Annotated in this window: 19 protein-coding genes and 1 pseudogene; 6 read left to right on the forward strand and 14 right to left on the reverse strand. The window is 60.0% G+C overall.

Annotation, left to right across the window (positions count from 1 at the left end):
- Positions 1–121: 121 nt before the first annotated feature.
- Positions 122–776 (forward strand): annotated as a pseudogene (locus ABRP64_RS10540) (IS3 family transposase); the annotation flags it as partial.
- Positions 777–850: 74 nt separating this feature from the next.
- Here ABRP64_RS10540 and ABRP64_RS10545 read toward each other — a convergent pair.
- The 5 genes from ABRP64_RS10545 to trmB are packed head-to-tail and all read right to left on the reverse strand — an operon-like array spanning position 851 to position 5756.
- A complete protein-coding gene (locus tag ABRP64_RS10545) occupies positions 851–1183 on the reverse strand; it encodes a DUF3054 domain-containing protein (protein ID WP_284785758.1) in 333 nt (110 codons plus the stop codon).
- A 5-nt stretch (positions 1184–1188) separates the two neighbouring features.
- Positions 1189–2217 carry a lysylphosphatidylglycerol synthase transmembrane domain-containing protein gene (locus ABRP64_RS10550; RefSeq protein WP_284640308.1) on the reverse strand — a complete coding sequence of 343 codons (1029 nt, stop codon included), beginning with the start codon at positions 2215–2217 and terminating at the stop codon, positions 1189–1191.
- Positions 2218–4371, reverse strand: a complete 2154-nt coding sequence (locus ABRP64_RS10555) for an MMPL family transporter (protein ID WP_349866401.1) — start codon at positions 4369–4371, stop codon at positions 2218–2220.
- A 14-nt stretch (positions 4372–4385) separates the two neighbouring features.
- Entirely contained in the window at positions 4386–4979 is a 594-nt protein-coding gene (locus tag ABRP64_RS10560) for an NYN domain-containing protein (RefSeq protein ID WP_284771180.1), read from the reverse strand.
- Complete coding sequence (gene trmB / locus ABRP64_RS10565; protein ID WP_284771181.1) at positions 4980–5756, reverse strand: tRNA (guanosine(46)-N7)-methyltransferase TrmB; 777 nt, start codon at positions 5754–5756, stop codon at positions 4980–4982.
- Between the two features lie 361 nt (positions 5757–6117).
- On the opposite strand from trmB, the gene ABRP64_RS10570 reads away from it, so the two are divergent.
- On the forward strand, positions 6118–7962 hold the full coding sequence (locus ABRP64_RS10570; RefSeq protein WP_284785735.1) for a phosphoenolpyruvate carboxykinase (GTP): 1845 nt from the start codon (positions 6118–6120) through the stop codon (positions 7960–7962).
- A gap of 993 nt (positions 7963–8955) precedes the next feature.
- On the opposite strand, the gene ABRP64_RS10575 is transcribed toward ABRP64_RS10570, so the two are convergent.
- The 3 genes from ABRP64_RS10575 to ABRP64_RS10585 all read right to left on the reverse strand — a co-directional run bounded on the left by ABRP64_RS10575 (position 8956) and on the right by ABRP64_RS10585 (position 11318).
- A complete protein-coding gene (locus tag ABRP64_RS10575) occupies positions 8956–9714 on the reverse strand; it encodes a hypothetical protein (RefSeq protein WP_284771183.1) in 759 nt (252 codons plus the stop codon).
- 109 nt (positions 9715–9823) lie between these two features.
- Entirely contained in the window at positions 9824–10525 is a 702-nt protein-coding gene (locus tag ABRP64_RS10580) for a CPBP family intramembrane glutamic endopeptidase (RefSeq protein ID WP_349866404.1), read from the reverse strand.
- A 46-nt stretch (positions 10526–10571) separates the two neighbouring features.
- On the reverse strand, positions 10572–11318 hold the full coding sequence (locus tag ABRP64_RS10585) for a class I SAM-dependent methyltransferase (RefSeq protein WP_349839438.1): 747 nt from the start codon (positions 11316–11318) through the stop codon (positions 10572–10574).
- 24 nt (positions 11319–11342) lie between these two features.
- Here ABRP64_RS10585 and ABRP64_RS10590 point away from each other — a divergent pair, with 24 nt between their 5' ends.
- Positions 11343–12434 carry a glycosyltransferase family 4 protein gene (locus tag ABRP64_RS10590; protein WP_349839439.1) on the forward strand — a complete coding sequence of 364 codons (1092 nt, stop codon included), beginning with the start codon at positions 11343–11345 and terminating at the stop codon, positions 12432–12434.
- Here ABRP64_RS10590 and ABRP64_RS10595 read toward each other — a convergent pair.
- Positions 12346–13827, reverse strand: coding sequence for an MmpA family trehalose lipid delivery protein (locus tag ABRP64_RS10595; protein ID WP_349866406.1), 1482 nt, complete (start codon positions 13825–13827; stop codon positions 12346–12348). The genes ABRP64_RS10590 and ABRP64_RS10595 overlap by 89 nt on opposite strands.
- Complete coding sequence (locus ABRP64_RS10600; RefSeq protein ID WP_349866408.1) at positions 13808–15001, reverse strand: porin PorA family protein; 1194 nt, start codon at positions 14999–15001, stop codon at positions 13808–13810. Before ABRP64_RS10600 ends, ABRP64_RS10595 begins: the two co-directional genes overlap by 20 nt.
- 50 nt (positions 15002–15051) lie before the next feature.
- On the opposite strand from ABRP64_RS10600, the gene ABRP64_RS10605 reads away from it, so the two are divergent.
- Positions 15052–16203, forward strand: coding sequence for an acyltransferase family protein (locus ABRP64_RS10605; protein WP_284771189.1), 1152 nt, complete (start codon positions 15052–15054; stop codon positions 16201–16203).
- On the opposite strand, the gene ABRP64_RS10610 is transcribed toward ABRP64_RS10605, so the two are convergent.
- The 3 genes from ABRP64_RS10610 to ABRP64_RS10620 are packed head-to-tail and all read right to left on the reverse strand — an operon-like array spanning position 16091 to position 20014.
- Positions 16091–19273, reverse strand: a complete 3183-nt coding sequence (locus ABRP64_RS10610) for an alpha-(1->3)-arabinofuranosyltransferase domain-containing protein (RefSeq protein ID WP_284850457.1) — start codon at positions 19271–19273, stop codon at positions 16091–16093. The genes ABRP64_RS10605 and ABRP64_RS10610 overlap by 113 nt on opposite strands.
- 14 nt (positions 19274–19287) lie before the next feature.
- Positions 19288–19485: a DUF2613 domain-containing protein gene (locus tag ABRP64_RS10615; protein WP_023024221.1), complete on the reverse strand. Its 198-nt coding sequence runs from the start codon at positions 19483–19485 to the stop codon at positions 19288–19290.
- A gap of 22 nt (positions 19486–19507) precedes the next feature.
- Positions 19508–20014, reverse strand: coding sequence for a universal stress protein (locus ABRP64_RS10620; protein ID WP_034659544.1), 507 nt, complete (start codon positions 20012–20014; stop codon positions 19508–19510).
- A 58-nt stretch (positions 20015–20072) separates the two neighbouring features.
- On the opposite strand from ABRP64_RS10620, the gene ABRP64_RS10625 reads away from it, so the two are divergent.
- Both ABRP64_RS10625 and ABRP64_RS10630 read left to right on the forward strand, forming a co-directional pair.
- Positions 20073–21212: a glycoside hydrolase family 3 N-terminal domain-containing protein gene (locus ABRP64_RS10625; protein WP_284783715.1), complete on the forward strand. Its 1140-nt coding sequence runs from the start codon at positions 20073–20075 to the stop codon at positions 21210–21212.
- Between the two features lie 34 nt (positions 21213–21246).
- Positions 21247–22935, forward strand: a complete 1689-nt coding sequence (locus tag ABRP64_RS10630; RefSeq protein WP_284771192.1) for a VanW family protein — start codon at positions 21247–21249, stop codon at positions 22933–22935.
- Positions 22936–24005: 1070 nt separating this feature from the next.
- On the opposite strand, the gene ABRP64_RS10635 is transcribed toward ABRP64_RS10630, so the two are convergent.
- The gene (locus ABRP64_RS10635) at positions 24006–24197 is read right to left on the reverse strand and encodes a hypothetical protein (protein ID WP_284771193.1); all 192 of its coding nucleotides are present in this window, start codon (positions 24195–24197) and stop codon (positions 24006–24008) included.
- Positions 24198–24463 lie beyond the last annotated feature (266 nt).

A 24463-nucleotide genomic window follows, 5' to 3' on the forward strand; every position in this document is an offset into this window, starting at 1 on the left:
TACTACGGTGGTCGCCAGCCTCATTCATAAGGGGCCCACCGTCAGTTACAGATACACCACACTAGTGGACGCAACCCCGCAGAACTAGGTGAGCGCTACCATATTGCGCTTAACCGAAAATACTGTGGCTAAACGGATGTGCATGATGGGGATTAAAAGGGGATTTCACCACAGGACCTTTGTCCCAGTGACAACGATTCAAGCCAAGCGTAAGTCGAGTCTTCCTGACCTGGTCAAGCGCATGTTTGATGCCGGTGAGCTTAACCGGGTGTGGATGTCAGATATTACTTATCTGCGCACTGGTGAAGGCTGGTTGTATTTGTGCGCGGTCCGCGATGGCCATTCCCGCAGGGTACTGGGCTGGGCTATGGATAGCGTTCAAGATACTTCCCTGGTCGAACGGGCCCTGCAGATGGCGCATACACCTCCGCGGTGACGTTGCTGATGGGCTTGTCTTTCACGCCGACCGCGGAACGCAATTCACTAGTGAGAAGCTTTGGGAGGTGTGCCGCAACCTGGGTGTTGCACAATCGGTCGGCCGTACTGGTGTCTGCTTTGACAATGCGATGGCCGAGTCGTTCTAGTCGACGCTTAAGACTTAAGTTCTACGACCGGAAGCGCTGGCCAACCCGCGATGATGCGCGTCAGGCTGTGACTTACTGGATTGAAGTCGTCTACAACCGGTGCCGTCGCCACTCGTCCATAGAGAGGTAAGCCCCGTCGATTTTGAAGCTCAGCTCGCTGATCAAAATGGTAATAAGAAGGCCGCTGCTTAACCCCTAAGCAGCTCCACTACGTGTCCACGATTTGCGGGCAACCTCAGCTCTGGTTAGCGGGGATATTTTAAGATTTAATGCTTGCGGGCGAATAGCCGCCACCCAAAGAAGAACAGGGCGGACATCACGGTCGCAACAATGAGAAAGCTCCAATGGGGCAGGCGGCCATTTACCACGATCCACAGGGCCATGCCACCGATGATGGCAGACAGCCACACTACAAGGCCCTCTTTCCACTTGCCCTGGACCTTTGTGGCCAGGATGATGGCCCAGCCGATGAGCGCGCCTACCGCCCAGGGCCAGAAGGCATCGACCCAGCTGGAAAAGCTCAATCCGCCGTGGGCGAGGCGGGCGGCGATGGCGAAAATCATCAAGGCGATGATGTCAATGAGCGGAGCGATACGCATTGAAGTCATACGGTTTCCTTTTCTTTTTCTTTACGGGATAGCGTGGCGTAGGTAATGCCCTTGCGGGCATAGTGCCAGAAGTAAATGACCCAGCCAATAGCGGTGATGAAGGCAAAAGAGATAAGGCGGTAGATAATAGCCGTACTGGTGGCATCGACCGCGGTCATGCCCGTGGCCACGAGCGTGGCGATGATCGCCGCCTCCACCGTGCCCAGACCCGCTGGGGTGACCTGGGCGGAGCCGGCCAGCTTGGCGGTGAGGTAAGCCAGCGCGACGCCCGCGATGGTGGTGGTGTTATCGGCCGAATCGGTCGTGGGCATTTGGCCGGTCACGGCCCAAACGCAGCCCCAGAGCGCGAGCATGTCAATGAGCCGGTTGGCCAAGGAATAGAACGATGCCCATGCGAATTGCCGGCGGGTGAGGTGTACTTCCTTGAGGCTTTCCACGTGCTCGAGCAGGGCTTCGCGCTTCGAGCCTTTTACCAGCCGCTGCTTTTTTACCCAGCGCTCCAGCGTTTCGGGGTGATTGCTCAGCCAGAAAAGCCCGCCGGAGAGCGCCAGCATCGCTGCCAACGTGCCGATGAGGGACCACAGGGCCATATTGGCGTTGAGGAAGAGCACGCCACCAAGACCAATGAGCACCAGCCACAAGGTGGAAATAGCGGAGGAGAGCACGAAGAACCAACCGCACAGGACCACCGAGGCGCCCCAGGTGCGCTGCACGTGGAAGGTCAAAATGGCAGAAAAGGCTGGGCCCGCGGGCATGGTGGTGGACCAGGAATTGGATGCAAAGGTAAGAGCGGCGGTTTCCGTGCCCTCCACTTCCACGCCACCGGCTCGGATGAGCAGGCGCATGACCTCGCCCATCGCCACGACGGAGAGGATGGAAGCAACGACCACGAGCGTTACCGGCCCTGGTTCGGCGTGGGAGAGACGTGAGAAACCTTCGCTCAAAAAGTCCAGCTCATCGCGGAAGACGTAGATGAGGATGGCTAGGACTATGAGCGAGGCGATAACTTGCAGCCAATTTTTCAATTATTTATCTCCTTCAAGGCGCCGCTTTAACTCACTGAAGGGAATGGTCTTCCCACGGCGGGTGGTACTACCAGAAAGCCTAGTGGTCAAGTGGTGCAGCCAGCTAGGCGCCCACCAGTTATCCTCGCGCAGCAGGTGCATGACGGCGGGGACGAGGAGCATGCGGACAATGGTGGCATCGATAAGCAGCGCAAAAATCATGCCGTACGCTATGTATTTCATCATCACGATATCGGAGAAGCCGAACGCTCCCGCCACCACGATCATAATCAGGGCAGCCGCCGTGATGATGCCGCCAGTATGCGCGGTGCCTGCGGCGATGGCCTCGTCCGTGTTATCGCCGCGCCGCCGCGTCTCCACCATGCGGGAGACCAAAAAGACCTCGTAGTCGGTAGACAGGCCATAAATGATGGCGATGATCAGCACCAGAATGGGGCTCATGAGTGGGCCGGGCGAGAAGTTCAGCGCGCCGGAGCCCACGCCGATGACGAACATGAGCGTGAGGATGCCCAGGGTGGCGCCCAGGGTCAATAGCGTCATGACAATGGCCTTAATCGGCAGCACGAAGGAGCCAAAGACTAATGCCATGAGGATGAAAGTGGCGAGCACGACGTACAGCGCCATCCACGGCAGCTTGTGGAAGAGCGCATCGAGCGATTCGACCTCCATGGCTGGCGTGCCGCCGACATAAAGGTTGACGCCCTCGGGCGCGGTAACGTCCTCGAGCTCGTGGACGATTCGCGCGTAGTCCTCGCGGTCCTTAATGCCGGCCGAAAGGACAGTAGTCCCGTCCTGGGTGGCGGTCGATGGACCCATGGGTTCGGTAAGGCCGTCGAGGCCGCGGACTTGCATGACGACATCGACAAGCTGCTCGTTGGTGGCGCCTTCCACCACGAGCTTGACCGGCTCGGTGCGGAAGGCGGGGAACTCGTCGTTGAAGCTATCCTGCGCCACGCGGGTGTCGTGGTTGGGCGGCAGGTAGGTTTCGTTGATGCCGCCGAAGGTGATGCTCATGATAGGCAGCGCCAGTGCAATGAGCAGGCCGCAGATGGCCAGGGTCAGGCCCTTGGCCCGGCGCATGGCCCAGCGCGGCAGCTTGTACCACCAGGTGTCTTGAATGGTGCGGGCCGTGCGGGAGGTGCGGCGCACCGACCACAGATCGATCTTGGGCCCGAGCATGCCAAACAGGGCGGGCAGGACGGTGACGGACAGCAGGGCCGCCAGGCCGACGGCGGAAATCGAGCCATAGGCAACGGACTTCAAGAAGGCCTGGGGGAAGAGGAAGAGTCCGGAGAGCGCGACGGCGACCATCGCCGCGGAAAAGACCACTGTTTGCCCGGCGGTGGCGGTGGTGGTGGCCACCGCATCCTTGGTGGAGCTTCCCTTGTCCAGTTCCTCGCGGAAGCGGGAGACCATAAATAGGCCGTAATCGATGGCCAGGCCCAGCCCAAGCAGCGTGACTACTGCTTGGGCAAAGACGTTGACCTGCAGGAAACCGGCCAGGATGGCCAAAATTCCCAGTGAGCCCAGGATGGATAGGCCACCGACGATAAGCGGCATGAACGCCGCCACCACGGAACCAAAGACCACGAGGAGCAGCAGGCCAACGAGCGGGAGCGCTGCCTTTTCCGCACGCGCAATATCTTCTGCCATGCCTTCATCGAGGGCGTCCGCCACGGCCGTGGCGCCGGCAACCTCGACCGGCGCGGAGGTATCCGCCAGCGCGCCCTCGATGGCGCGGAAGTCCTTCAGCGTTTGTTCGTCATCGCCCTTGAGCCCAATGGCGGCAAAGGCCAGCGAATGATCATCATTGACCAGGTTGGGGTTCTTGCTATCGAAATAGCTGGTGACAGAGTCAATCTGATCCGGATAATCCTTTTTAAGCTGCGCCAAGTGCTCCTTGGCGGCATCGAAGTTCTCATCGGGCGAGCTAAAGAGCAAAACCACGTCGCCGGAATTATCGCGGCCGAACGTTTCCTGTTCGATCTGCGCCGCGCTTGTCGATGCCGCATTCGGGTCCTCCCAGCCCTCCTGGCTCATGCGTTCCTCGAGCTGGGTTCCAAAACCTACGAAGAGGGCAAGGATGGCACCGAGGATGACGATGGGAATGACCTTGCGGTGCGCATAGGAAAATCGTCCCCATTTTTCAAACATGTGGGGTAAGCCTCCTAGCTATTATTTAGTAGCGCAGCCAGCGGGCGGAATGGCTGGAGCCATGCACCACCTTCAGGCAGGTTATCCAGGTTGACGCGGGGCAGCGGCTCGCGGAAGACGCCGTCAATATCTTCTAGGTCAACGAATTCGATCTCGGCGTGACCCACGGCCCAGGAGGCGTGTTCGTGGAAACCCAGGACGGTAACGGGCAGGCCTTCATCAATGAGCTCTTCCAGCAAGGGTTGAAAGTTCTGGCCATCGGCAGAGGCGACCACGACGCCGGCGAGATCAGCGCGCAGTTTTTCAATGTGCTCGATCATGTCTGGATCCACGTCATCATCTTCGTGGATCTTCGGCTTGGCAAAGACGCCAAAGCCCACATTGCGGATGGCCTCTACCCAGGGGCGAATCACATCGGCGCCGCCGGGGGAGACATTGGTAAATACTGCGGCCTGCGGATCGGCATCGACATCTACCGCGCGGTAGACCAGCCACCGGCCGATGGCATCAAAACGCGGGCGGTGCGCCGCAGTGGGGCGCCCGCCGAGCAGGGAGCCGAGCCCCATATCCATATTGGGTGCGTCCCACACCAGTAGATAGGTGCTCATTTACTTCTTCTCCCACAGGTATTCAGTAATGACGTGTTCTTTATCCAGGCCCTTGCCCTCAAACTTGGTGATGATTTGGCGATCTACCAATTGCGGGCAGTCTGGCCACGGCCAGCCCTTGTACTCCAAACTGGGCTCGACGTGCACGAGCTCATCTATCCATTCGGCATAACCGGCGTGATCGGTAGCAACGTGCAGGACGCCACCCTTCTTCAACCGGGAGGCAAAGAGGTTGAGCGTGCCGGATTGGATGATGCGGCGCTTGTGGTGGCGCGCCTTGGGCCAGGGGTCTGGGAAGAAGACGCGGATGCCGTCCAGGGATTCTGGGGCAATCATGCGCACCATGACCTCCACGCCATCGCCGCGGATCATGCGAATATTATCGATGCCCTCGCGCTCGATCTGGCCCATGAGCTTGGCCAAGCCAGGCTTATAGAGTTCTACCGCGATGATATTGGTGTCCTGCTCCAGCGGTGCCATGGCCGCGGTGGAGGTGCCGGTGCCGGAGCCGATTTCCACGATGGTCTTGGCGCCGGTGCGGCCGAACCACTCAGCGACATCGATAAGCTCATCGCTTAAGACGCGGCCCAGTTCGGGCCAGCGCTGTTCAAAAAGCTGGTGCTGGTTATCCGTGAGCGTGCCGCGGCGAAAGGTGACATTGCCCAGGCGCGGGTAGTCCAGGTCATTGTCAAAGACCGCATTGAAGTCCGTTTGCGGCGGGCGACCCGGTGGCATTTCTCCGGCAGGGGTGTTTTGAGAATTATCCGTGCTATTCATTGCGCCCTATTTTTCCCTGTCCAGGCATGGCAAGCAATATGCCGCGCCGGGTATTTTCCCCGCCGTATGGGGGAAGGGGATGACCGGAGGCTTTGACGGGGGTGGTGCTTTGTGGCGCGGAGCGGAAGAATGGGGCACTTTGGCACCCCCGGAATGGTGTGGAGGGTGTCACGCCTAAAATCACAATTGTTCGCGGTGCGCTTGGTAAACGTCCGCTCACGGCGGTGGATATAACCGGAGTGGGAAAAATGACACTTAATGTGACCAATATTTTGGCTCTGCCGGTTAATCTGGAGGCGGAAGGCAAAGTTGGGCCGTGATGTGCCCCGATTTTCACATCCTATCCAGAGGAGAATTTTTAATGACCGCCACCATTCAGGGCCTCGTTGGAGAGCTGCCTACAGACAATCAAAAACTGATCGACTGGATTAATGAAAGCGTTGAGCTTTTCCAGCCGGACGAGGTGGCTTTTGTGGATGGCTCGCAGGAAGAGGCTGACCGCCTCGCCGCAGAGCTGGTCGATAAAGGCACCCTCATCAAGCTAAATGAGGAAAAGCGCCCGAATTCCTACTTGGCGCGGTCCAACCCTGCGGACGTTGCCCGCGTGGAATCCCGCACCTTCATCTGCACCTCGAAGGAAAAAGATGCGGGCCCAACCAATAACTGGGCACCGCCAAAGGCCATGAAGGAAGAAATGACGGAGGCCTTCCGTGGATCCATGAAGGGCCGGACCATGTACGTCGTTCCTTTCTGCATGGGCCCGATCAGCGATCCAGAGCCCAAGCTCGGCGTGCAGCTGACCGATTCCGCTTATGTGGTCTTGTCCATGCGCATCATGACTCGCATGGGCGCAGAAGCACTGGACAAGATTGGTACGGACGGCGATTTCGTCCACGCCCTCCACTCCGTCGGCGCTCCGCTGCAGCCAGGCGAAGAGGACGTTGCTTGGCCGTGCAACGACAATAAGTACATCACCCAGTTCCCAGAGACCAAGGAGATTTGGTCCTACGGTTCCGGCTACGGCGGCAACGCCATCCTGGCCAAGAAGTGCTACGCGCTTCGCATCGCGTCCGTCATGGCCAAGGAAGAAGGCTGGATGGCTGAGCACATGCTCATCCTGAAGCTGACGAACCCTGAAGGAAAGAACTACCACGTCGCCGCCGCATTCCCATCTCAGTGCGGTAAGACCAACCTGGCCATGATCACCCCCACCATTCCGGGCTGGAAGGCTGAGGTCGTGGGTGATGACATCGCCTGGCTGCACCTGCGCGAGGACGGCCTCTACGCCGTAAACCCGGAAAACGGGTTCTTCGGCGTTGCCCCTGGCACCAACTACGACTCCAACCCTATCGCCATGGATACCATGAAGCCGGGCAATACCTTGTTCACCAACGTTGCGCTTACTGATGACGGCGATGTCTGGTGGGAGGATATGACCGACGAGGCACCAGAGCACCTCATCTCCTGGACCGGTGAGGACTGGACGCCGGCATCGTCCACCAAGGCAGCTCACCCGAACTCCCGCTACTGCGTGCCGATTTCCCAGTGCCCCACCGCCGCGCCGGAATACGATGACTGGAAGGGCGTCAAGATTGATGCCATCCTTTTCGGCGGCCGCCGCAAGACCACGGTTCCGCTGGTTACCCAGTCCTTCGACTGGAACCACGGCACCATGATCGGTGCACTGTTATCTTCCGGCCAGACCGCAGCCGCAGAGGGCGAAGTTGGCGCGCTGCGCCACGACCCGATGGCCATGCTGCCGTTCATGGGCTACAACGCCGGTGACTACCTGCAGCACTGGGTTGACATGGGCAAAAAGGGCGGCGACCGCATGCCGGAAGTCTTCCTGGTGAACTGGTTCCGCCGCGGCGACGACGGCCGCTTCCTGTGGCCAGGCTTCGGCGAGAACTCCCGCGTTCTCAAGTGGATCATCGACCGCATCGAAGGCAACGTAGGGGCCGAGGACACGGTGGTCGGACGGACCGCCCGCGCCGAGGACATCGACTTGGAAGGCCTTGACTTCGATGTCGACGACGTTCGCGCCGCCCTTGACGTTGACCCGAAGGAATGGGAAGGCGATATGCAAGACAACGCCGAGTACCTGAACTTCCTGGGCTCTCGCGTGCCCGAGGAAGTGTGGAACCAGTTCCGCGCCCTGAAGAAGCGCGTGGAGGACGCCGCTTCCAAACGCGTTCATCCGCGGTAATTCCCGCATAAAGCTAACCCCAGCAGCGTAAAGCTCTGGGGTTAGATCTTTGTTGGGGTTAAACCGATACACCCAGTTACAACGGAAAAGACTCCGCCACCAAAGGAACTACAATCCTTAACTTGGTGAGCGGAGTCCTCAACTTTGTGACCGCTACCGTGAAGTTCGTTACCGCGATCCTTCACGTGGGTCTTTAGACCCGAGGGTCTCAACGAGCGAGCACTCGTTGGGGCCCTTATTATTCTACTACGACTTTTAAACCCCAAGAGGAATCTATTTTCTAGGGCCGGGCCGATGAAACCACTGAAATACCGGTACTGAGGTCGATCTTGGATGGAAAATGCTAGTTTTTATCTTGAAAGCCTCGGAACGGCCCCTAGGATAAATTGGGAATCAAGGCAAATGTCTAGGGATAAAATCCGGGGTAGTTCAGTCACGGGCAAACAGATACTGTCCCAGGATTGTGAGGAAATATGCGCGAATCATCAATACTAATCGCAGCTTTGTTTGCGTTGACTATTGGAGTTGGGGTTTTCATTTTCTCAATATCCACCTCTAATCCGTCTACGGGACTTTTGATCAGCTCCGGTGCATGCGCGTTAATGGGCGCCTTCAGCACTTATCTTGCAACCAAAAGGTACCAGGAGTCTAAGAACAAAAAGCTTCAGGAGAATGAGAATCAAAAGCTATAGCTTTTGCTATAGCCCGAGATATCGAATTACGAGATACCCTACGCCCTCTCAATCTGCAGCCATTACTCGTCGTCTCGCTGCAGATCCTGAAGTACTCCCGGCGGAGTGAAGTGTTCTGGGGCCAAATTAGTTAGCATTTCAGCGAAACTACCCCGAATAGTTTAGAGTTTCACCAACTTCGATGGTCGGTTTGGCACAGGTATGCAAATCATGTATGCTAAGGATCAGAGAAGGCAAGGACAGGTTCCCTTGTCATGGGTTGAAAAGGTCAACAGGACGAAAAGCGCCTGTTGGCCTTTTCTTATATTGGTCGTTTCTTGTGTACCGCACTAACAGTACTGGTACTGGTCAACCAACTGGCTAATGCAGAATCAATACTTTCTGTTAGGGTAAAGGCATCCTTGGTAACGTCCAGAATATCTACGTTTAACAAACTGTCCATGTGTGAGACACGATTCCGAAGATCGTGCAGATGGGCAACTCTCCAGTACGTCTTTTTACCACTTGAATCATCTGCGAAAGGAAAAGCGTCCTTTACTGCCCCTTCCCATAAGGTGAAGCGGTTTTTATTTTCGGTCTTTTCCGGATCTGCGTCAGGTGCATGATTAGGGAGGATATCTTTCCACATCCCGAACATCGTGTGAGCAAGCACATCATCATGTGTAATCGCCTGCCCATGCCGAAAATGGCTAGCAGGGCGACGATCTGCTGACTTCTGAGCCCGCCTTTTAGCTTCTAACCTCTTGCCTTGCGTTAGGCTACGTAAAGGCCTTGCTGGGGCCTCGAGGAGCCAACTGGTACTGCGTTGTCCAAGTTGTTCGCTGTTCCACTTTTGCAATTGTGTATCAATGGAATTACGAAGAAAAACCTCGGTAATACCCAGTGTTTCTTGAACGGAGGCGGTCATCTCAACGCCCCAACGATAAAGAGCAAGTGCATGCTTCTCATTTCCATTTGCAGCCTCTAGATACGGCTCAATGCGGGGTTTGCCCAAATTTTCAATGATCTTCTTGCGGTTAGAGCTCTTCACTCTCTCCATGGTGCCAGAAGTTGTGTCCATAAAATACTGTAGAAACCTTTCCGTACTTTTGGGTACATTGAAGCATTCTGGACGTAGTTTCCACCTCGGCTACTGAACTAGCGTTTTTCTCCTGCTGCGCAGGGATTGCTTAGCCCGATAGTCCCGCCAGAGCCGTGATTGCCACGACCGTGTTATTTGCAATGTGAATGCACAGGGGAGCGGTAAGGGTCTTGAACCAGAAGCGCGCGAGCACCAAAAAGGTGCCGAAGAATGCGATGTAGAGCATTACTGCGGGGATGCCGTGTGCGAGGGCGAAGACAGCGATGGTGATAAGCGCTGCCGCCCAGGTGGGCATGGTATTTTGCAACCAATCCAATAGAACGCGGCGAAAGGCAACTTCTTCAACCAGGGGAATGACAAGCGCGGTGCTGAGTATCACCATGATGGTGGCAGCAGGGCTTATCTTTAGGCCGGCGGAAAGGTTATTGCCGGCTGGTTCGCTGCCCAGTAATGCATTGACGGCGCCCGTGGCCGCAGCAGAGCCCAGAATGGCGACGGGAATCCACCACAGCAGGTGCCATAAGGAATGCTCGGCTTTCACAAACCCGGCATCGCGCCACGACCAGCCCAAGCGGCGGGAAAATCCGTACCAGACCGTTCCCAAGCCGAAGATGGCGCCGCCGACGGCGATGCCAAAGGCCACCCAGGAACCGCTCTTTGTAATGAGGCCACAGGCGATGCCAATGAGTGCCGCACCGGCAAATGTGGCGACGACGCTTGCCACGGCCCACCCCAGGTGAGCTGCGCGAACGGTGGGGGAGAGCTGTGAGCTTTGTAGTTGGTCCGGCATGCTGGGCAGTATAGCAGGACAACCTCGGCGCGAGCTGTGGCACGGTTTAGTCGGGCTGCAGTACCAGCGTCAGGTTGGACACGGCGAATTCGCGCAGGCCAGGAACCTTGGTTAGCCACCATGCCCAGCTGGGGTGGTAGCGCGGAAAGGCGAGCTTTAGCGCGCCAGTGGACTCGGCCCAGGTGAGGCCGGCGGAGCAGGGGACATTAAATAGCGAGGTGCCAAAGACATTCTTGGGCGGGTGCCCGTGGCGGCGGGTATAGCGGTCGCGGGCGAAGGCGCCACCGACGTAGTGCTCCCACAGCCCGGTTTCGTGGCCGCCAAAGGGGCCGAGCCAGACGGTATAGCTCATGATGCACAGGCCGCCGGGGCGGGTAACGCGCAGCATTTCTTTACCCATATCCCACGGGCGGGGGATGTGTTCGGCGACATTAGAGGAATAGACCACATCGAAGGAATCATCTGCGAAGGGCAGACGCGTGCCATCGCCACGCACGGAATTGCTGAGGTGGATATTAGCGGCAGACATTTCCCCGGCATCGGGCTCAAGGCCAACGTAGGACGCGCCGCGGTCCGCGAAGGCTGCGGCAAAATAGCCGGGGCCGCCGCCTACGTCGAGCACGAGGGCATCGGCAAGCGGCACGCCCAAGTCGCGGGCCAAGTTCTCCACCAACCTGGCCGTATCTTCTGCCAGGCCGCCGTAGAAAATATCGGGGCGGGTTTGCTCGAAGCGGAAAGAGCGCAGCAGCGCCCAAGAGCGGGAGAGCGTGGCCATGTCGCGGGTGTGTTTCATAAACCACTAGGCTAATACCCCACGATGAAAATTCTTTTACTATGCTGGCGCGATTCCACCCACCCGCAGGGCGGTGGCTCCGAGCGTTACCTCGAACGCGTAGGGGAGTACCTAGCGGCGCAGGGCCACGAGGTGGTCTTTCGCACCTCTAAGCACATGAATGCGGCGCGCCGGGAGGTCCGCGATGGCGTGCGCTATAGCCGCGGCGGTGCCAAGTTTGGCGTGTACCCGCGCGCGTGGATGGCCATTGCTGCCGGGAGAATGGGCCTGGGGGATCTGCGCGGCATTGACGTGGTCATCGATACCCAAAACGGCATTCCCTTCTTCGCGCGGCTGATTTCCGGCGCGCCGACGGTGCTACTTACCCACCATTGCCACCGCGAGCAATGGCCCGTGGCCGGTCCGGTGCTCGGGCGGTTGGGCTGGTTCTTGGAATCGCGCGTGGCACCGCGGGTATATCGGGATTCGACCTACGTCACGGTCTCGCAGGCCTCGCGCGAGGATCTGGAGGCGCTCGGCATTGAGGGTGCGCGGATCATCGCCAACGGTTTGGACCCCATTCCGGCGCACGTGCCTTCCCTCGAGCGCGAGGCGGATAAGCACCTGGTGACCCTCTCGCGGCTAGTCCCGCACAAGCAGATCGAGCACGCTATGGATACGGTGGCGCGCACGCCGGGGGCGGTATTGGACGTGATTGGCTCGGGCTGGTGGGAATCGAACCTGCGCGATTATGCCGAAACGCTCGGTGTGACAGAACGCGTGCGCTTTCGCGGCCAGGTTACGGAAGACTATAAGCACGCCTTGCTCGCGCGTGCCGATGCCCACCTCATGCCCTCCCACAAAGAAGGCTGGGGCCTTGCCGTCATGGAGGCCGCCCAACATGGAGTGCCCACAGTAGGTTATGCATTTGGCCTGCGCGATAGTGTAATCGATGGTGAGACCGGAATCCTTGTAGAAAAAGAAGGTGACTTCGTGGCAGCCACCCAAGAGTTACTGGATAACGCGGCGTTGCGACGGCGCCTAGGGTCTAATGCCCGGGAGTTTGCCGCGCGCTTTTCATGGGAGAAGACCGGCGCTGCCTTTGCACAATTGCTCCAAGGCTTAGTAGCGGGGTAGCCATCCACAGGGCGGTAAGCGCCCACGGTAGCGCGGGGCGCGGGGCGTTGGTCTCTGCGGCGATGGCACCATCAACCACCACGACGCCCACTCCAAGTTCCGTAAGGCCCGCCATATCGCGGTCCTGCCAGGCACGCAGCGCCGCGCGGTACTGCGGCGAGGCCTGATCGATGACTTCACCGTCCACGCTAAGCTCGCCAGATTCCACCATGGGCACGGCCTTGGAATAGGGATCGACCGCGACTCCCAGGGTAGCTTCCCCAAGCGCGCCGCCATCCCCCGAAGGAACCTCCACCAAATTGGGCCGTTCGGGGAAAAATGCCAGGCGTCCGTCGATATCGCGCACCAACTGCTCATCCACCCCGGTATCGCGGGGAGAAAGCACGGCAAGGCGGGACGGGGCGGGGAGGACCTGGATGGTGGCAGCCACTAGCGCCAGCACGGCCGGAATCTGCGGCAGCGCGCCGATGGAGGCGACGTATAGCGGCAGCGCGAGCATCGTGAGTTTGTGGCTATCGCGGAAAAGACCCGCCCCCGGAACGTTATCGATGGCCCATTCCAGCATGCCGGGCAAGAGCCAACACGCCAGCGCCCCGCCGAGTCCCAGCGCAGCCAGGACGGTCAAGCGCGCCGGGACGCGGTGCGCGCCCGCCAGCGCGAGAACTGCCACGAAGAGGCCGAACACTGCCAAGCCCAGGGCGGCCTCACCATTCCAGATTCCGCCGAGTCGCAACAGCGCGCCCACCGTGCCCACGTGTTCTTCGGCCCGCGGGGAAAAGGCCGCGACGGCGGCTGCGGCATCGCCAGGCACGCCGGGTTGGAAAAGGCCTGGAACCAGCCACGGCAGCCACAAGAGGCAGCCCGCCAAGGCCACTCGCTTCCGGCAGGTAAAAAGGGCCGTGACCACCGCGAACAGTCCACCGGTAGGGGTAAGCGATGCGCCCCACATGGCCAGCCAGGCCAGCCAGCTGTGGCGGCGCCCCGCCCAGGCGATAACCGGGAGCAGCCAAGCGGCGATGGCCAGGGACCATTGGCCTTGGAGGAGGCGTTCGATGACAAAGGGATTGGCCACCGCGATGGTCATCGCGGCCAGCGCGGCTACCGTGGTGCGGGACCACAGCGCGGCGGTGAGCGCGGCGGCCCCGGCGGCGGCAAAGATGAGTACCCGGGCGGCCCACGCGCCGCCGAGTAAGGCCAAAAACCCATCTTGGGGTGCGTTGCGGGCTGGCAGGCTTCCCGCTCCCAGCGTGGATGGCGTAAGCCCAGGATCGTTTAAGAGCACCATATCGCGCCAGAGGAATTCGCCGGGCAGCGCGAAGGGCCAGCACACCGCGGACACGAGGATAATTCCCCACAGCCCGAGGAGGATGCGCCTAGGCGTGTGCGGCATCATGGGCGTCACGGTGGCGGCGCATGTACTGGTAGGCGGCGAAAATGAGCAGGGAAACACCGATGGCCTTGCCCAGCCAGCCAACGGCCATAAGCCCCCGGATGGCGTAGATTACCGGGCGGACCTCAGCGAGGCGCTCCGCGCGGGTATCCTCTGACCACCGGAAATCTGCTGCCAGCACGGAGCTATCTGCGGTGTCATCCTCTGCGATGAGGGTTCCCGCCTGCTGGATATCGGTGGCGAAAAAGACCTTGACGTTTTCCCGGACATCCACGATGGTGCCGGTGGTGGGCTCGACCGAAATATCGCGGCCTACGGTATAAAAGGGCTCGACAATAACGGTGGCATCCGCATCTAGATCTAAGAGCTCGCGCGAATGGCGGTCATAAAAACGGCTGGCCGGGCCTGTCAACTGGAAATCGCCGGATTTCAGCTCGTCCGTTTTAGTGGTGCTGCCCAAATCTGCGCTGATATTGCTAAAGGTGTTCTTCAGCGGCAGTGGCTGTAAGTCCTGGTGATAGGAATAGATGGGGATGCCATCCATTTTTGAGTCGCCGGTAAAGTCCATCGGCGTGGATTCCTGGGCCAGGAAATCAAAAAATGCGTAGGAGCGCTGCTCGGTACCGGAGGGGAAGAAATAGGTCAGGCCGTCTCGTTCGAAGTCCTCCCGGGTCAGATCGGCGTTGAACTCGGGCAGGGCGAGGGCCCATTTATTGACCGGATCCGCTACCGGGAACGTGGATTCGCGGTTGAGCACCGAGTGCTGATCAACGGAGGCGATTTCCTCTTGGGAGTCCCCGTCTTCTCCGGCAAGGAGGCTGGTTACGGAATCGGTGGTGGCGATGGTGTCATCATCGTCTACCTCGCCGGTGGCAATGGTGCGCTCCAAGGTCAGCGGCCCGTGGTGCTGGTAGCACCACATCGGGGCGGATTTGTCGGCGCAGCGCGGGTCATCGCTGGATGTGGTATCTGAGGGAGCTTCACCGGCCATGAGGGCGCGCACGTCCATCCACACCGCGTCGGTGGGCCCGCTCGAGGTGGAAAAATCTTTATCCAAGCCCAGCGGGCGGGTCCGATTATTGTAGAGGGTCGGGGCGAGGGTACCGATAAGGAGGAAAATGATTGCGGCAATGACAACCCACGCCCGTGGCGAGCGTGGCCAAAGGTAGCGGCTCATTGCAGTACTATATCCAATCAGTTTCAGGTTTCCGGGGTAAAGGAGCAAGCGTGCGCACGCAGGCATCTGTGAAAAGACTACCCCAGCACCTGCCGGAGCTAGACGGCCTACGCGCGGTTGCCGCATTAGGGATCATTGTCACCCACGTATCCTTCCAAACCGGCACCGGGTGGGGATTTGCCGGGCGCTTCGATTTCTTCGTCGCCGTCTTCTTCGCCCTCAGCGCCTTTTTATTGTGGCGCCGGCGCGGGCTGCATACGGTGCGCGGCTATGCCCACTCCCGCATCGCGCGCTTGGCACCGGCCTATTATGCCTGCGTGGTATCGGTTTTGCTGCTGCTTCCCGATGCCCACTCCATCACCCCCACCCAGATCCTCGCCAACCTGACCTCCACGCAGATATATGTAGTCGATGGCCTTGCCCCGGGCCTTACCCACCTGTGGTCGCTGTGCGTGGAGTTCTTCTTTTACCTGGTACTACCGCTCCTCGTGTGGGCCATTGGCAGCCTGCCGCAGCGCTGGCGCATGGCCGTTATCGCCGGTGCCGCGGTACTGAGCTGGGGCTGGGGATTTATCCCCTTTGTCGCGGACTATTCCGAGGACCAGGTTAACTCGCAAATCTGGCCACCGGCCTATGCCTCCTGGTTCGCGGTGGGCATGCTGGCGGCGGAGGTGGAAGAAAGGGGCATCGGCAAGCGCACGACGCGCATTCTGCAGGTGCGTTGGGCCTGGGTTGTGCTGGCGGGGCTCGTGCTGTGGGTGTCGAGCCGGGACTGGTTTGGGCCGGCCGGGCTGGTGCATCCGGAGCCGGCGGAATTTGCCCGCCGCATCATCGCCGGGGCGGTATTTGCTGCGTGTGTGGCGGTGCCGGTGGCCTTGGTTCCACGTGGAACCTCGTGGCTTACCTCGCCGCTCATGCAGGCGCTGGGCGCGTGGTCCTATTCCATTTTCCTGTGGCACGTGGCAGTTCTCGCTGTAGCCTTCCCGCTGACCGGGGTGGCGCTGTTTAGCGGGAAACCGCTGGATTTTTGGGTGATCCTTGCCGTCACGGTGGTGGGCACCGTTGTGGTTTCTGCGGCGAGTTACACGCTTATCGAGCGCCCGGGCCGCGATCTTCTGATGGGCCGCGGCCGGGGCCGGGTCCGGGGCCGGGGCCGTCGGCGGCGAAAAGGCAGGCCAGCCCCGCGGCACATAAGCACATAAGCAGCACGGAATCGCCTGCATAGGCCCCTGAGGTCCACGGGGCACGGGCGAGGATGGCCCCGGCCGCGGCTACCACGCCGCTGGCCAAATAAGCCCGCGGAATGGTGGTCCAGCGCACGATGAGCCAGGCGGCCATGCCCGCAAGCGCCGCCGGCCACCCCACCAGTGCCAGGCAGGCCAGCGAGTACATCGCAGAGGCCATGCCACCAGGATGCGGGTGCCAGGTGGGCTGCGGGCTACGGCGCGCGGCGAAAAGCAGGCAGAAACCCAGCGTGGCCAGGCCGAGCGCGCCGCCAAAGAGCAGGGCGGCGCGGTAGGCAGGCTGCGCCTTAAAGGTCATGCGGAATTCCCCATGCGTGCCCGCAGGGACGATAAACGCCTGGGTAGCGGCATCGATCTCGTACGGGGTGAGCTCGGTATCGCCTATAAAACCGCGCAGGCCCTTATTAAAGGCGCGCCCGGTAATGAGCAGGCGTTCATCCTCTGCAGAATCGATGGAAAAATCGGTGAGGCGATAATCGCTCGGCGGGGACCAGCCCTTTTCCGTCATGGCTACCCACGCGCCGGTGGTGCGCACGCGGTGGACGCCGGGCTCAAGGGTCAGGGTGCTGCCGGGGGAATACCGGTGGGAATCGATAAGCAACGGCTTGGTGGAATCCACCGTGACTTCCATGCGGCGCGGCACGGTGACATCGCGAATGAGCACGCCGGTATCGTGCACCATCTGCTGGAAGAAGAATTGGTGCACATTCGGTGAGGTATCCGGTACGGTCACCACGCGCTCGATGGGGTGGCCTTCTACCTCCAGTTCCGAGATGCCGGTGCGGTGGGATAATTCCACGCGGATGGCCTGGGAATCACCGCCGGGCACGCGCACCGTCTTGTAGCGAAAGGCTTGCAGATCCACCTCTACTGCCGCGCCGCCCGAGCGCACCGTCACCGTGGTGGAGCTGGTGGCCATGAGTTTTAGGCGCGGTTGGTTAAAGCCACCGCGCAGCTCGATCCAGCCCTCATCATCGCCGGGTGCGGGCCACCAGGCGGTGGAATTTTCCCCATCGACGGCGGCGGTGGCGGACTTTTCCGGCTGGGCGCCGCCAAAGGCGGTGGCATCGGCGGCAGAAGAAGAGACTTCGACATCACCGCCGTGGGTCTCCACCGTGGTCAGTGGGCCGGCGGAGGGATAATCGCGCAGGCGGTTATAAACGTGGCTGGGATCGTCTGTGGACAGTGGCGCCGAGGCGGCTCCGTGGAGAGTGCCGTAATTGCGATCTACCAGCGTGGGAGTATCGGTGACGATATCGGCGTCCCCTTCCACCAGCTCGCGGGCGGCGGGGCCATCGTGGGCATCGAGGAAGGCCAGCGCCTCGCCGCCACCGGCCACGCGGACGGGATCGTCTGAGGTCAAAGCCATGGAATGCTGCTCGAGCAGGATCACATCGACCTCGCCAAAAGTATGCACTTCACCGCCAAATTTGCTGCTCAAGGTGTCATTATCGGCGGCAAAAAGATCGTGGCGCACCATCACCGCGCCGATGCCCAGGCGCTGCAAGGCGCGCACGCCGCTGGCCGGGTCCTCGTCTAGTACTGCCATCACCCCGTCGAGGCCACGGATGGCCTCCGGCGGCACGAGGGGAATGGCATCGCGGACGGCCCAAGGGACATCAAGAAGCGGCTGCGCCGGCTCATCGCGGGTCCAGCCCCACTCTTGGCGGGCGAAGGAGGCCTCGGGATAGATCAAAGTGCGGGTATTTTCAGCGTGCTCGTTGATGTAATCCGTGGCCTCATGCCAATAGTCCGGCACCTCGTCGTAGGCGCCTAGGGGCAGCAGCCGCTGCGACCACGCCGGGGAGAGCGCGCTGATGCAGACGAGCAGCACCAGCGCGCCTACCGTCTGCTTCTTGGTGGGCCGCAGGCCTGTGGGCAGCGGCAGGCGCTGGCAGGCGCGGGCAAAGCCCAACAGCAACGGGATGCGCACCAGCGGATCGAATTTGTGCAGGTTGCGCAGGGGGGCTAGCACCCCATCGAGCGCGTCGAGGTACCACGCCGCCTGGCAGCCCAAAATCGCCACGCCGGTAATCAGCATGATGGACCACACGCGGGGCAGCCGGCACAAGCCATACATGCCAATCGTGGCCACGGCCATGGTGATAAGGACAAAGAAGGCAGAGGTCGCGAGCTCGTTGCCGGCGATGCGCTCGGCATCCGCAAAGGGCGACCAGCTCGTCGTCCCGCGCAGGATCTCCGGCAGGTTCAGCCACCGGGTGGTCACGCGGGAAGATTCGATAAATTCCGTAAACGGTGGGGCGTAGCGGCCCAAGATTATAAGCGGGCCAATCCACCACGCGGATACGCACAGGCAGCCAAGCAGCCAGGCCGCGCCGGGCTTGAAGGCGCGGCGATAGACCACGATGACAAGCGCCGGGGTGCACGCCGCGAGCGTGGCGGTGGCGTTGACTGCGCCCATCAGCGCCACGGGAATCGTGGCGGCGGCAGCATCGCGCCAGGTGAGTTTTTCCCGCAGGAAGGGCAGGATGACCCACGGGGCTAGCATGACCGGCCAGGTTTCAGAAGAGATGGCCGTCAGGGTGGATAGCGAGCGCGGGGAGAGCGCATAGAGCATCGCCGCCACCCAGACCCAGCGGCCGCGCAGGCCAATCCGGGTAGCTAGCTTGTAAAAGCCGATAAAGCCCACGCTTAAGACCAACAGCCACCACAGGCGTTGAGCTATCCAATCCGGCAGGGGCTCGGTTAAAACAAAAAAGGGGCCCTGCGGGAAGAGGTAACCGTAGGCCTGGTTCTGCAGCTGCCCCAGGGTAAAGATATCGGTATAGGCATCAAGCGCGCCGCGCAGGAAGTGCCGCGGGTTGGCGGCGAGATCGTGTTTGGTATCGGCGGCGGTCAGCCCCCACGGCTGTACCGCGAGGATAAGGCCCAAGGCAATAATGCCGAGCGGGTAGGGCCGGGCAAGGCGCGCGCAGCGGTGGCGCAGGGCGCGGGCTAGTGCGCGGTAGCGGTGTAAATAGGAACCGCTGTGGGGGCCGCGGGGGAGCTGATCGGTCCGGTCATGCACGCCGGTGCGCCCATCTAATTGCGGGAACCGTATTCAGGCCCGCCCAGCACCGCATCATCGGCGGAGACAGCATTGCCTTCGGGCACGGTATCGCTGCCGGAGAACTGGGCGATGCCGATGATGGTGATAATGCCCAGGGCGATGCCCACAACAGCGCTACCCACGGCGGGGCCGAGGGTGCGCTTGTTTAAAGAATCGGATTCCAGAGCCATGGCTAAAGATATTAGCAGTTACTTAGAAGTATTCCGGATCGTCGTCATCCGCGTCTTCGTCGTTTTCTTGCGGGACGATAAAGACGGGCAGGCCCGCATTGCGCACGATCTGGTCCGCCGTGGAGTTGGTCCACCAAGCGCGAAAGCCGGTGAGCGCGCGGGTGCCGGTCACGATGACATCCACGTCGAGCTCGTGTGCTGCATCCACGATGGCCGAAGAGATGGTGGTGGCGGATTCCACGAGGTGGGCGCGGCCGGCTAGGCCTAGGTTTTCGGCCAACTGGGTGCCCTGGCGGCAGATCTTCAGCGCCTCTTCGTAGGCGGGATCGTCTTCCACGCTATCGGGGGACACGGTGGATTGGTGCATGCCCGTGCGGCTCACGGCGCGCGCGGTTTGGCGGGCTACCGGCTCCCACGCGGTGAGGATTTCCACCGTGGAGGGGCGCAAAAGCTGGGCGGCGTACTCCAAGGCGCGGTCGGCGCGTTCGGTGCCATCATAGGCAATTAACATTGTTTTGCCGTTACTCATGTCACTAGTCTACCCACCGCTTGGGACAGTTCGCGAGGAATCCTGCACACTGGAAGGCATGACATATTCCCGCATCATTGCCAGTTTGGGCCTCGTGGCGGTGCTGAGCGCCTGCTCTAATTCCGCCTCGGACGAGGACAAGGCGCGCGAGTCTGCGGCCCCCGCGCCCTCATCGCCGGGTAGCGCCGCGTCCGCCACGGAGGCCGCCCCAGCCCCGGCGCCAGCGCCGACGCCGGAAGATATTCGCGCCACCGCCGCCTCGGTGCTCATGCCGCCGGCAACCAGCTACGAGGACGCCAAGGCCAAGCTGGAGGCCGGCGTGGGAGGCATCTTCATCCCGAGCTGGGCGGATCCTGGATTGCTGGAAGAAGAGGGCCGCAATATTAACGCCCTGCGCGCGGAACTAGGCCGCGATTTTGAGGTTGCCATCGACTTTGAGGGCGGGCGCGTGCAGCGTTTTTCTGAAATCCTGGGCGAATACCCCTCCGCACAGCAGATGGCGGCGGAAAACTCGCCGGAGCAGGTGGAACAGCTGGCGGGGGACATCGGCAAGCGGCTCATGGACTACGGCATCAACGTGGACTTTGCGCCGGTGCTCGATGTCGATGGTGATGGCCTCGAAGTCGTGGGCGACCGCGCCTTTTCTACCGACCCTGCCCAGGCCGGCGAATATGGCGCAGCCTTCGCCCGCGGGCTGGATGCCGCCGGGGTCAAGGCCGTATTCAAGCACTTCCCGGGCCACGGCCGCGCCTCGGGCGATACCCACCTGGCGGAGGCCATTACCCCGCCGCTCGAAGAGCTTGAGAACCACGAGTTCATTCCCTTCCGGAATGCCATTCCCGCAGCCCCGAATGCGGCGCTAATGATGGGCCACCTCGCGGTGCCGGGCCTGGGCGATGGCCAGACCCCAGCCTCCATCCTGCCGGAGGCCTACGGCCTTGCCCGCGAGGCCTTGCAGTATGACGGCACCATCTATACCGATGATATTGGCGGCATGGCGGCCATTTCGGATTCGCTTCCGCTTGCCGATGCCGTCATTACCTCCCTCGCCGCCGGTGCCGACATGCCCCTGTGGTCCACAGAGGAAGATATCAATGCGGTGATCGATGCCGTCGTGGGCGCCGTGGATGAGGGCAGGTTGGCCCCTGAGCGCCTCGGCGATGCCGCCCGCCATGTACACGATGGGGACAGCGACTAGGAAAAACGCCCCTATACCCGTTAACCTTTAAGGCGTGAAGAAGGCAGAAGGAAAAAACGGTGCAAAGGGCTGGCTCATCACGCTTGGCGTGATCGTTGGCTTCGTCCTCATTGCGGGCATCGCTTATGCCTGGGATGTCATAGCAAACCAGGACAAGATCCCGCGCAGCGTCTCCGTCGGCGGCGTGGATATCTCCGCCATGGAGCGCACCGCCGCCGTGGCCAAGCTCGAGGACGAGCTCAATGGTGTTGAGACCCAGCCCGTGACCGTGAGCGCGGGCGATCTGCAGTCTGAATTTACCCCTGCCGAATCCGGCCTAGCGCTGGATAACCAGGCCGCCGTCGATGGCATCGAGGAGCCTTCGCTCAATCCGATTACCCGGCTGGTTAGTTTCTTTCGCTCCACCGAAGATATCCCGGTAGAAACCGATGTGGACGATAGCAAGCTGCAGCCCACCCTCGACCGCGTCAAAGACGAGCTTTCTACCGAACCGGTCGACGGCATGCTCGAGCTTAATAATGGCGAGCTCAAGGTCACCGATCCCACGTTGGGCCAGACCGTAGACGGCACCGAATTGCACGATGCCGTGGCAGCGAATTGGCTGGACAAAGATGGCGTGCAGGTGGAGCCGGAAGAAATCGAGCCGGCCATTAATGATGAAGCCATTGAAAAGATGCGCACCGGCGATGCCGCCAAGGCCCTGGATAACCCGTTGACCTTGAAGGCCAAAAATAACGTCACCGCCACGCTGAATAAACCGGAGATCTCCCAGTTCACCAGCATTGAGAAAAAGGACGGCCAGCTGCACCTGGTGGTGGATAGCAACCGCGCGCAGCAATTGCTGCAAGAGCGCAGCGATGGCGCCGACGTGCCTGGCGTGAACGCCAAGGTGAATTTCGCCGGTGGCTCCCGGCAGGTCACCCCCTCCCAGGACGGTGAGATCATTGACTGGAAGCCCACCATGGAGGGCTTTGATAAGCGCGTGACTGGCGATGACCGCGAGTGGGACGCAACCTACAAGCCTGACCCGGCCGATTTCACCACCGAGGACGCCGAAAACGCGACGTTTAACGATACCGTGGGCGAGTTTTCTACCGGCGGCTTTTCCTCCGCCTCTGGACGCAATATCCAGCTCGTTGCCCAAGAGGTCAACGGCGCCGTTGTCAACCCCGGTGAGACCTTCTCCCTCAACGGCTACACCGGCCCCCGCGGCACCGCGCAGGGCTATGTGGAATCCGGCATCATCATCAACGGCCACTCTGGTACCGCCGTGGGCGGTGGCATCTCCCAGTTCGCCACCACCCTGTATAACGCCGCCTACTTCGCCGGCATGCAAGATACTGCGCACACTCCGCACTCGTACTACATTTCCCGCTACCCGGCCGGCCGCGAAGCCACCGTGTACGAGGGTGCCATTGACCTGCAATTTACCAATACCTTCAATACCCCAGTGCAGATCGAGACCAGTTTTGGCGGCGGCAATATCACCGTCCGCTTGAAGGGCACCAAGACGGTAGAGGTGGAATCCATCAATAACGGCCGCTGGGCCAAGACCGAACCACAGCCAATGTCCGTGCCGGGCAGCAATTGCTCACCATCATCTGGCGCCCCGGGCTTTACGACGTCCGATACCCGCATCATCAAGGATCTCAGCGGCAACGAGCTTTCCCGCGAGACCAAGACCACGGTCTACGATCCACAGCCCATCGTGCGGTGCGGATAGCTAGTAAATAGCGCGCTGTTAACAACCTGATCGGGGTGGTCAAAGCCACTACGCCGCCGGTTCCGCCGACGATATCTACAGCTCAGGTTTTGTCAGACCGTGGAGTAGTTCCTGGTGGAGTTTATCGCTTTCATCGTCAACATCGTCATTTACACCGTCATCGGCACCGGTTGGTTGATGATTATCAGAATGATGGATCAATTTTTCGGACGTCTCGATTGAGGCTATGACAAAGGCTCCAGCAGTGGGTGTAATTCGACGCTGTGGGAGCTAATGCGCTATTCAGGCCATACCGTAAACTTGTCCGGCTAGGAGGAAAGGAATTGTGATGGTCTAAAGGTCAGTCGTGGCATGTTTGATGTGATGCATAGTCTTGGCCAAGCTAGGTATATGGTATCCACCAAACTTGAATTAGGCTCCGCTTTTCTCACCCGTGCCGCCACTTCAAAGAGAATTAGGATGCAGTAAAATTTTCGTCAGTAAGTCGGTAACCCACTACCGTACAAGACTCCCGCCACATCGATTGTGATGCACACTTAGGGGTAACTGATGTAAATCCCATTTCGGTACTGAATCAAAAACGATTTGGCGAGCAGTTATGTGGAATAAGATTCTAGCTACAATTGTGGCCCTCTAAATGGTAATTTCCGTGTTTGTTAAATGGTGACACGGAATTATTATTGTATTTGCAGTGCTGACTATTATCTTTCTATTCATTTTCAGTAAAGAGAATTAACTGAAGCGACTTAGACTTGGTTTCGCTTTAATGGGCGCTGTTGGCGGCTCGGAGATATAGTACTTGGCCTCTACGGCGCTGAGGCGAGGCGTAGGCCAAAAGGCTCAGCTGTGACTGGCTTGCTAAGCATGTCGCGACTGATGACAAAGCGGATTTACTACGTTTTAAAGCTCCATCGTTTCTCTTTCTACAAATGTGCCCAACCCCTAGCGTGTCCACTTTCCGGAGGGCGAGCCCTACGTTTCGCGCAAGGTTTGTTGGGGAAACGGAAACGGTATAGAAAAAGTCCGACTCCCCGCGTAGGCACAGGGGTCGGACTTCGTAGGATTACAATTTATCCGATTGCGTCAATGATGTGGTAAAAGTGCTTGCCTGCTTCAGAGGACCCTTCCAGTTTCTGGGAAGAGCCCTCAGAAGAAGTTGCGGCAGCGTCAAACAGGGCGGATCCATTTTCGAGTACTTCGAGGCCGAGATCGCGAGCAGTACTCAGAGAAGCTAGGATGCCGTTTACCAGGATATCTTCCATGGACTAGTCCTTTCGAGGTAGTTACATTAGGTGTTTATCCAGCAGATTTAAACTGGAACACCCATAATTGTAAGGGGCTCCGGACTACTCGCAACTCGAGAATAATAATAGAAGAAAGGATACCCCAATAGGGGGTGTTCCTATGTAGTTTGTCAATCTCGCGGGTGGGGTGGACGGGGGCAGATCTCCAACTCGGGATTTTTAGGTGTGTTGTTTTTGCGCGCGACTGGTAGCCGACTGGGATTTTGCCCAGTCGGCTTGTTTCA

The organism is Corynebacterium sp. KPL4015 (assembly GCF_040225725.1).
Lineage (GTDB): Bacteria > Actinomycetota > Actinomycetes > Mycobacteriales > Mycobacteriaceae > Corynebacterium > Corynebacterium rhinophilum.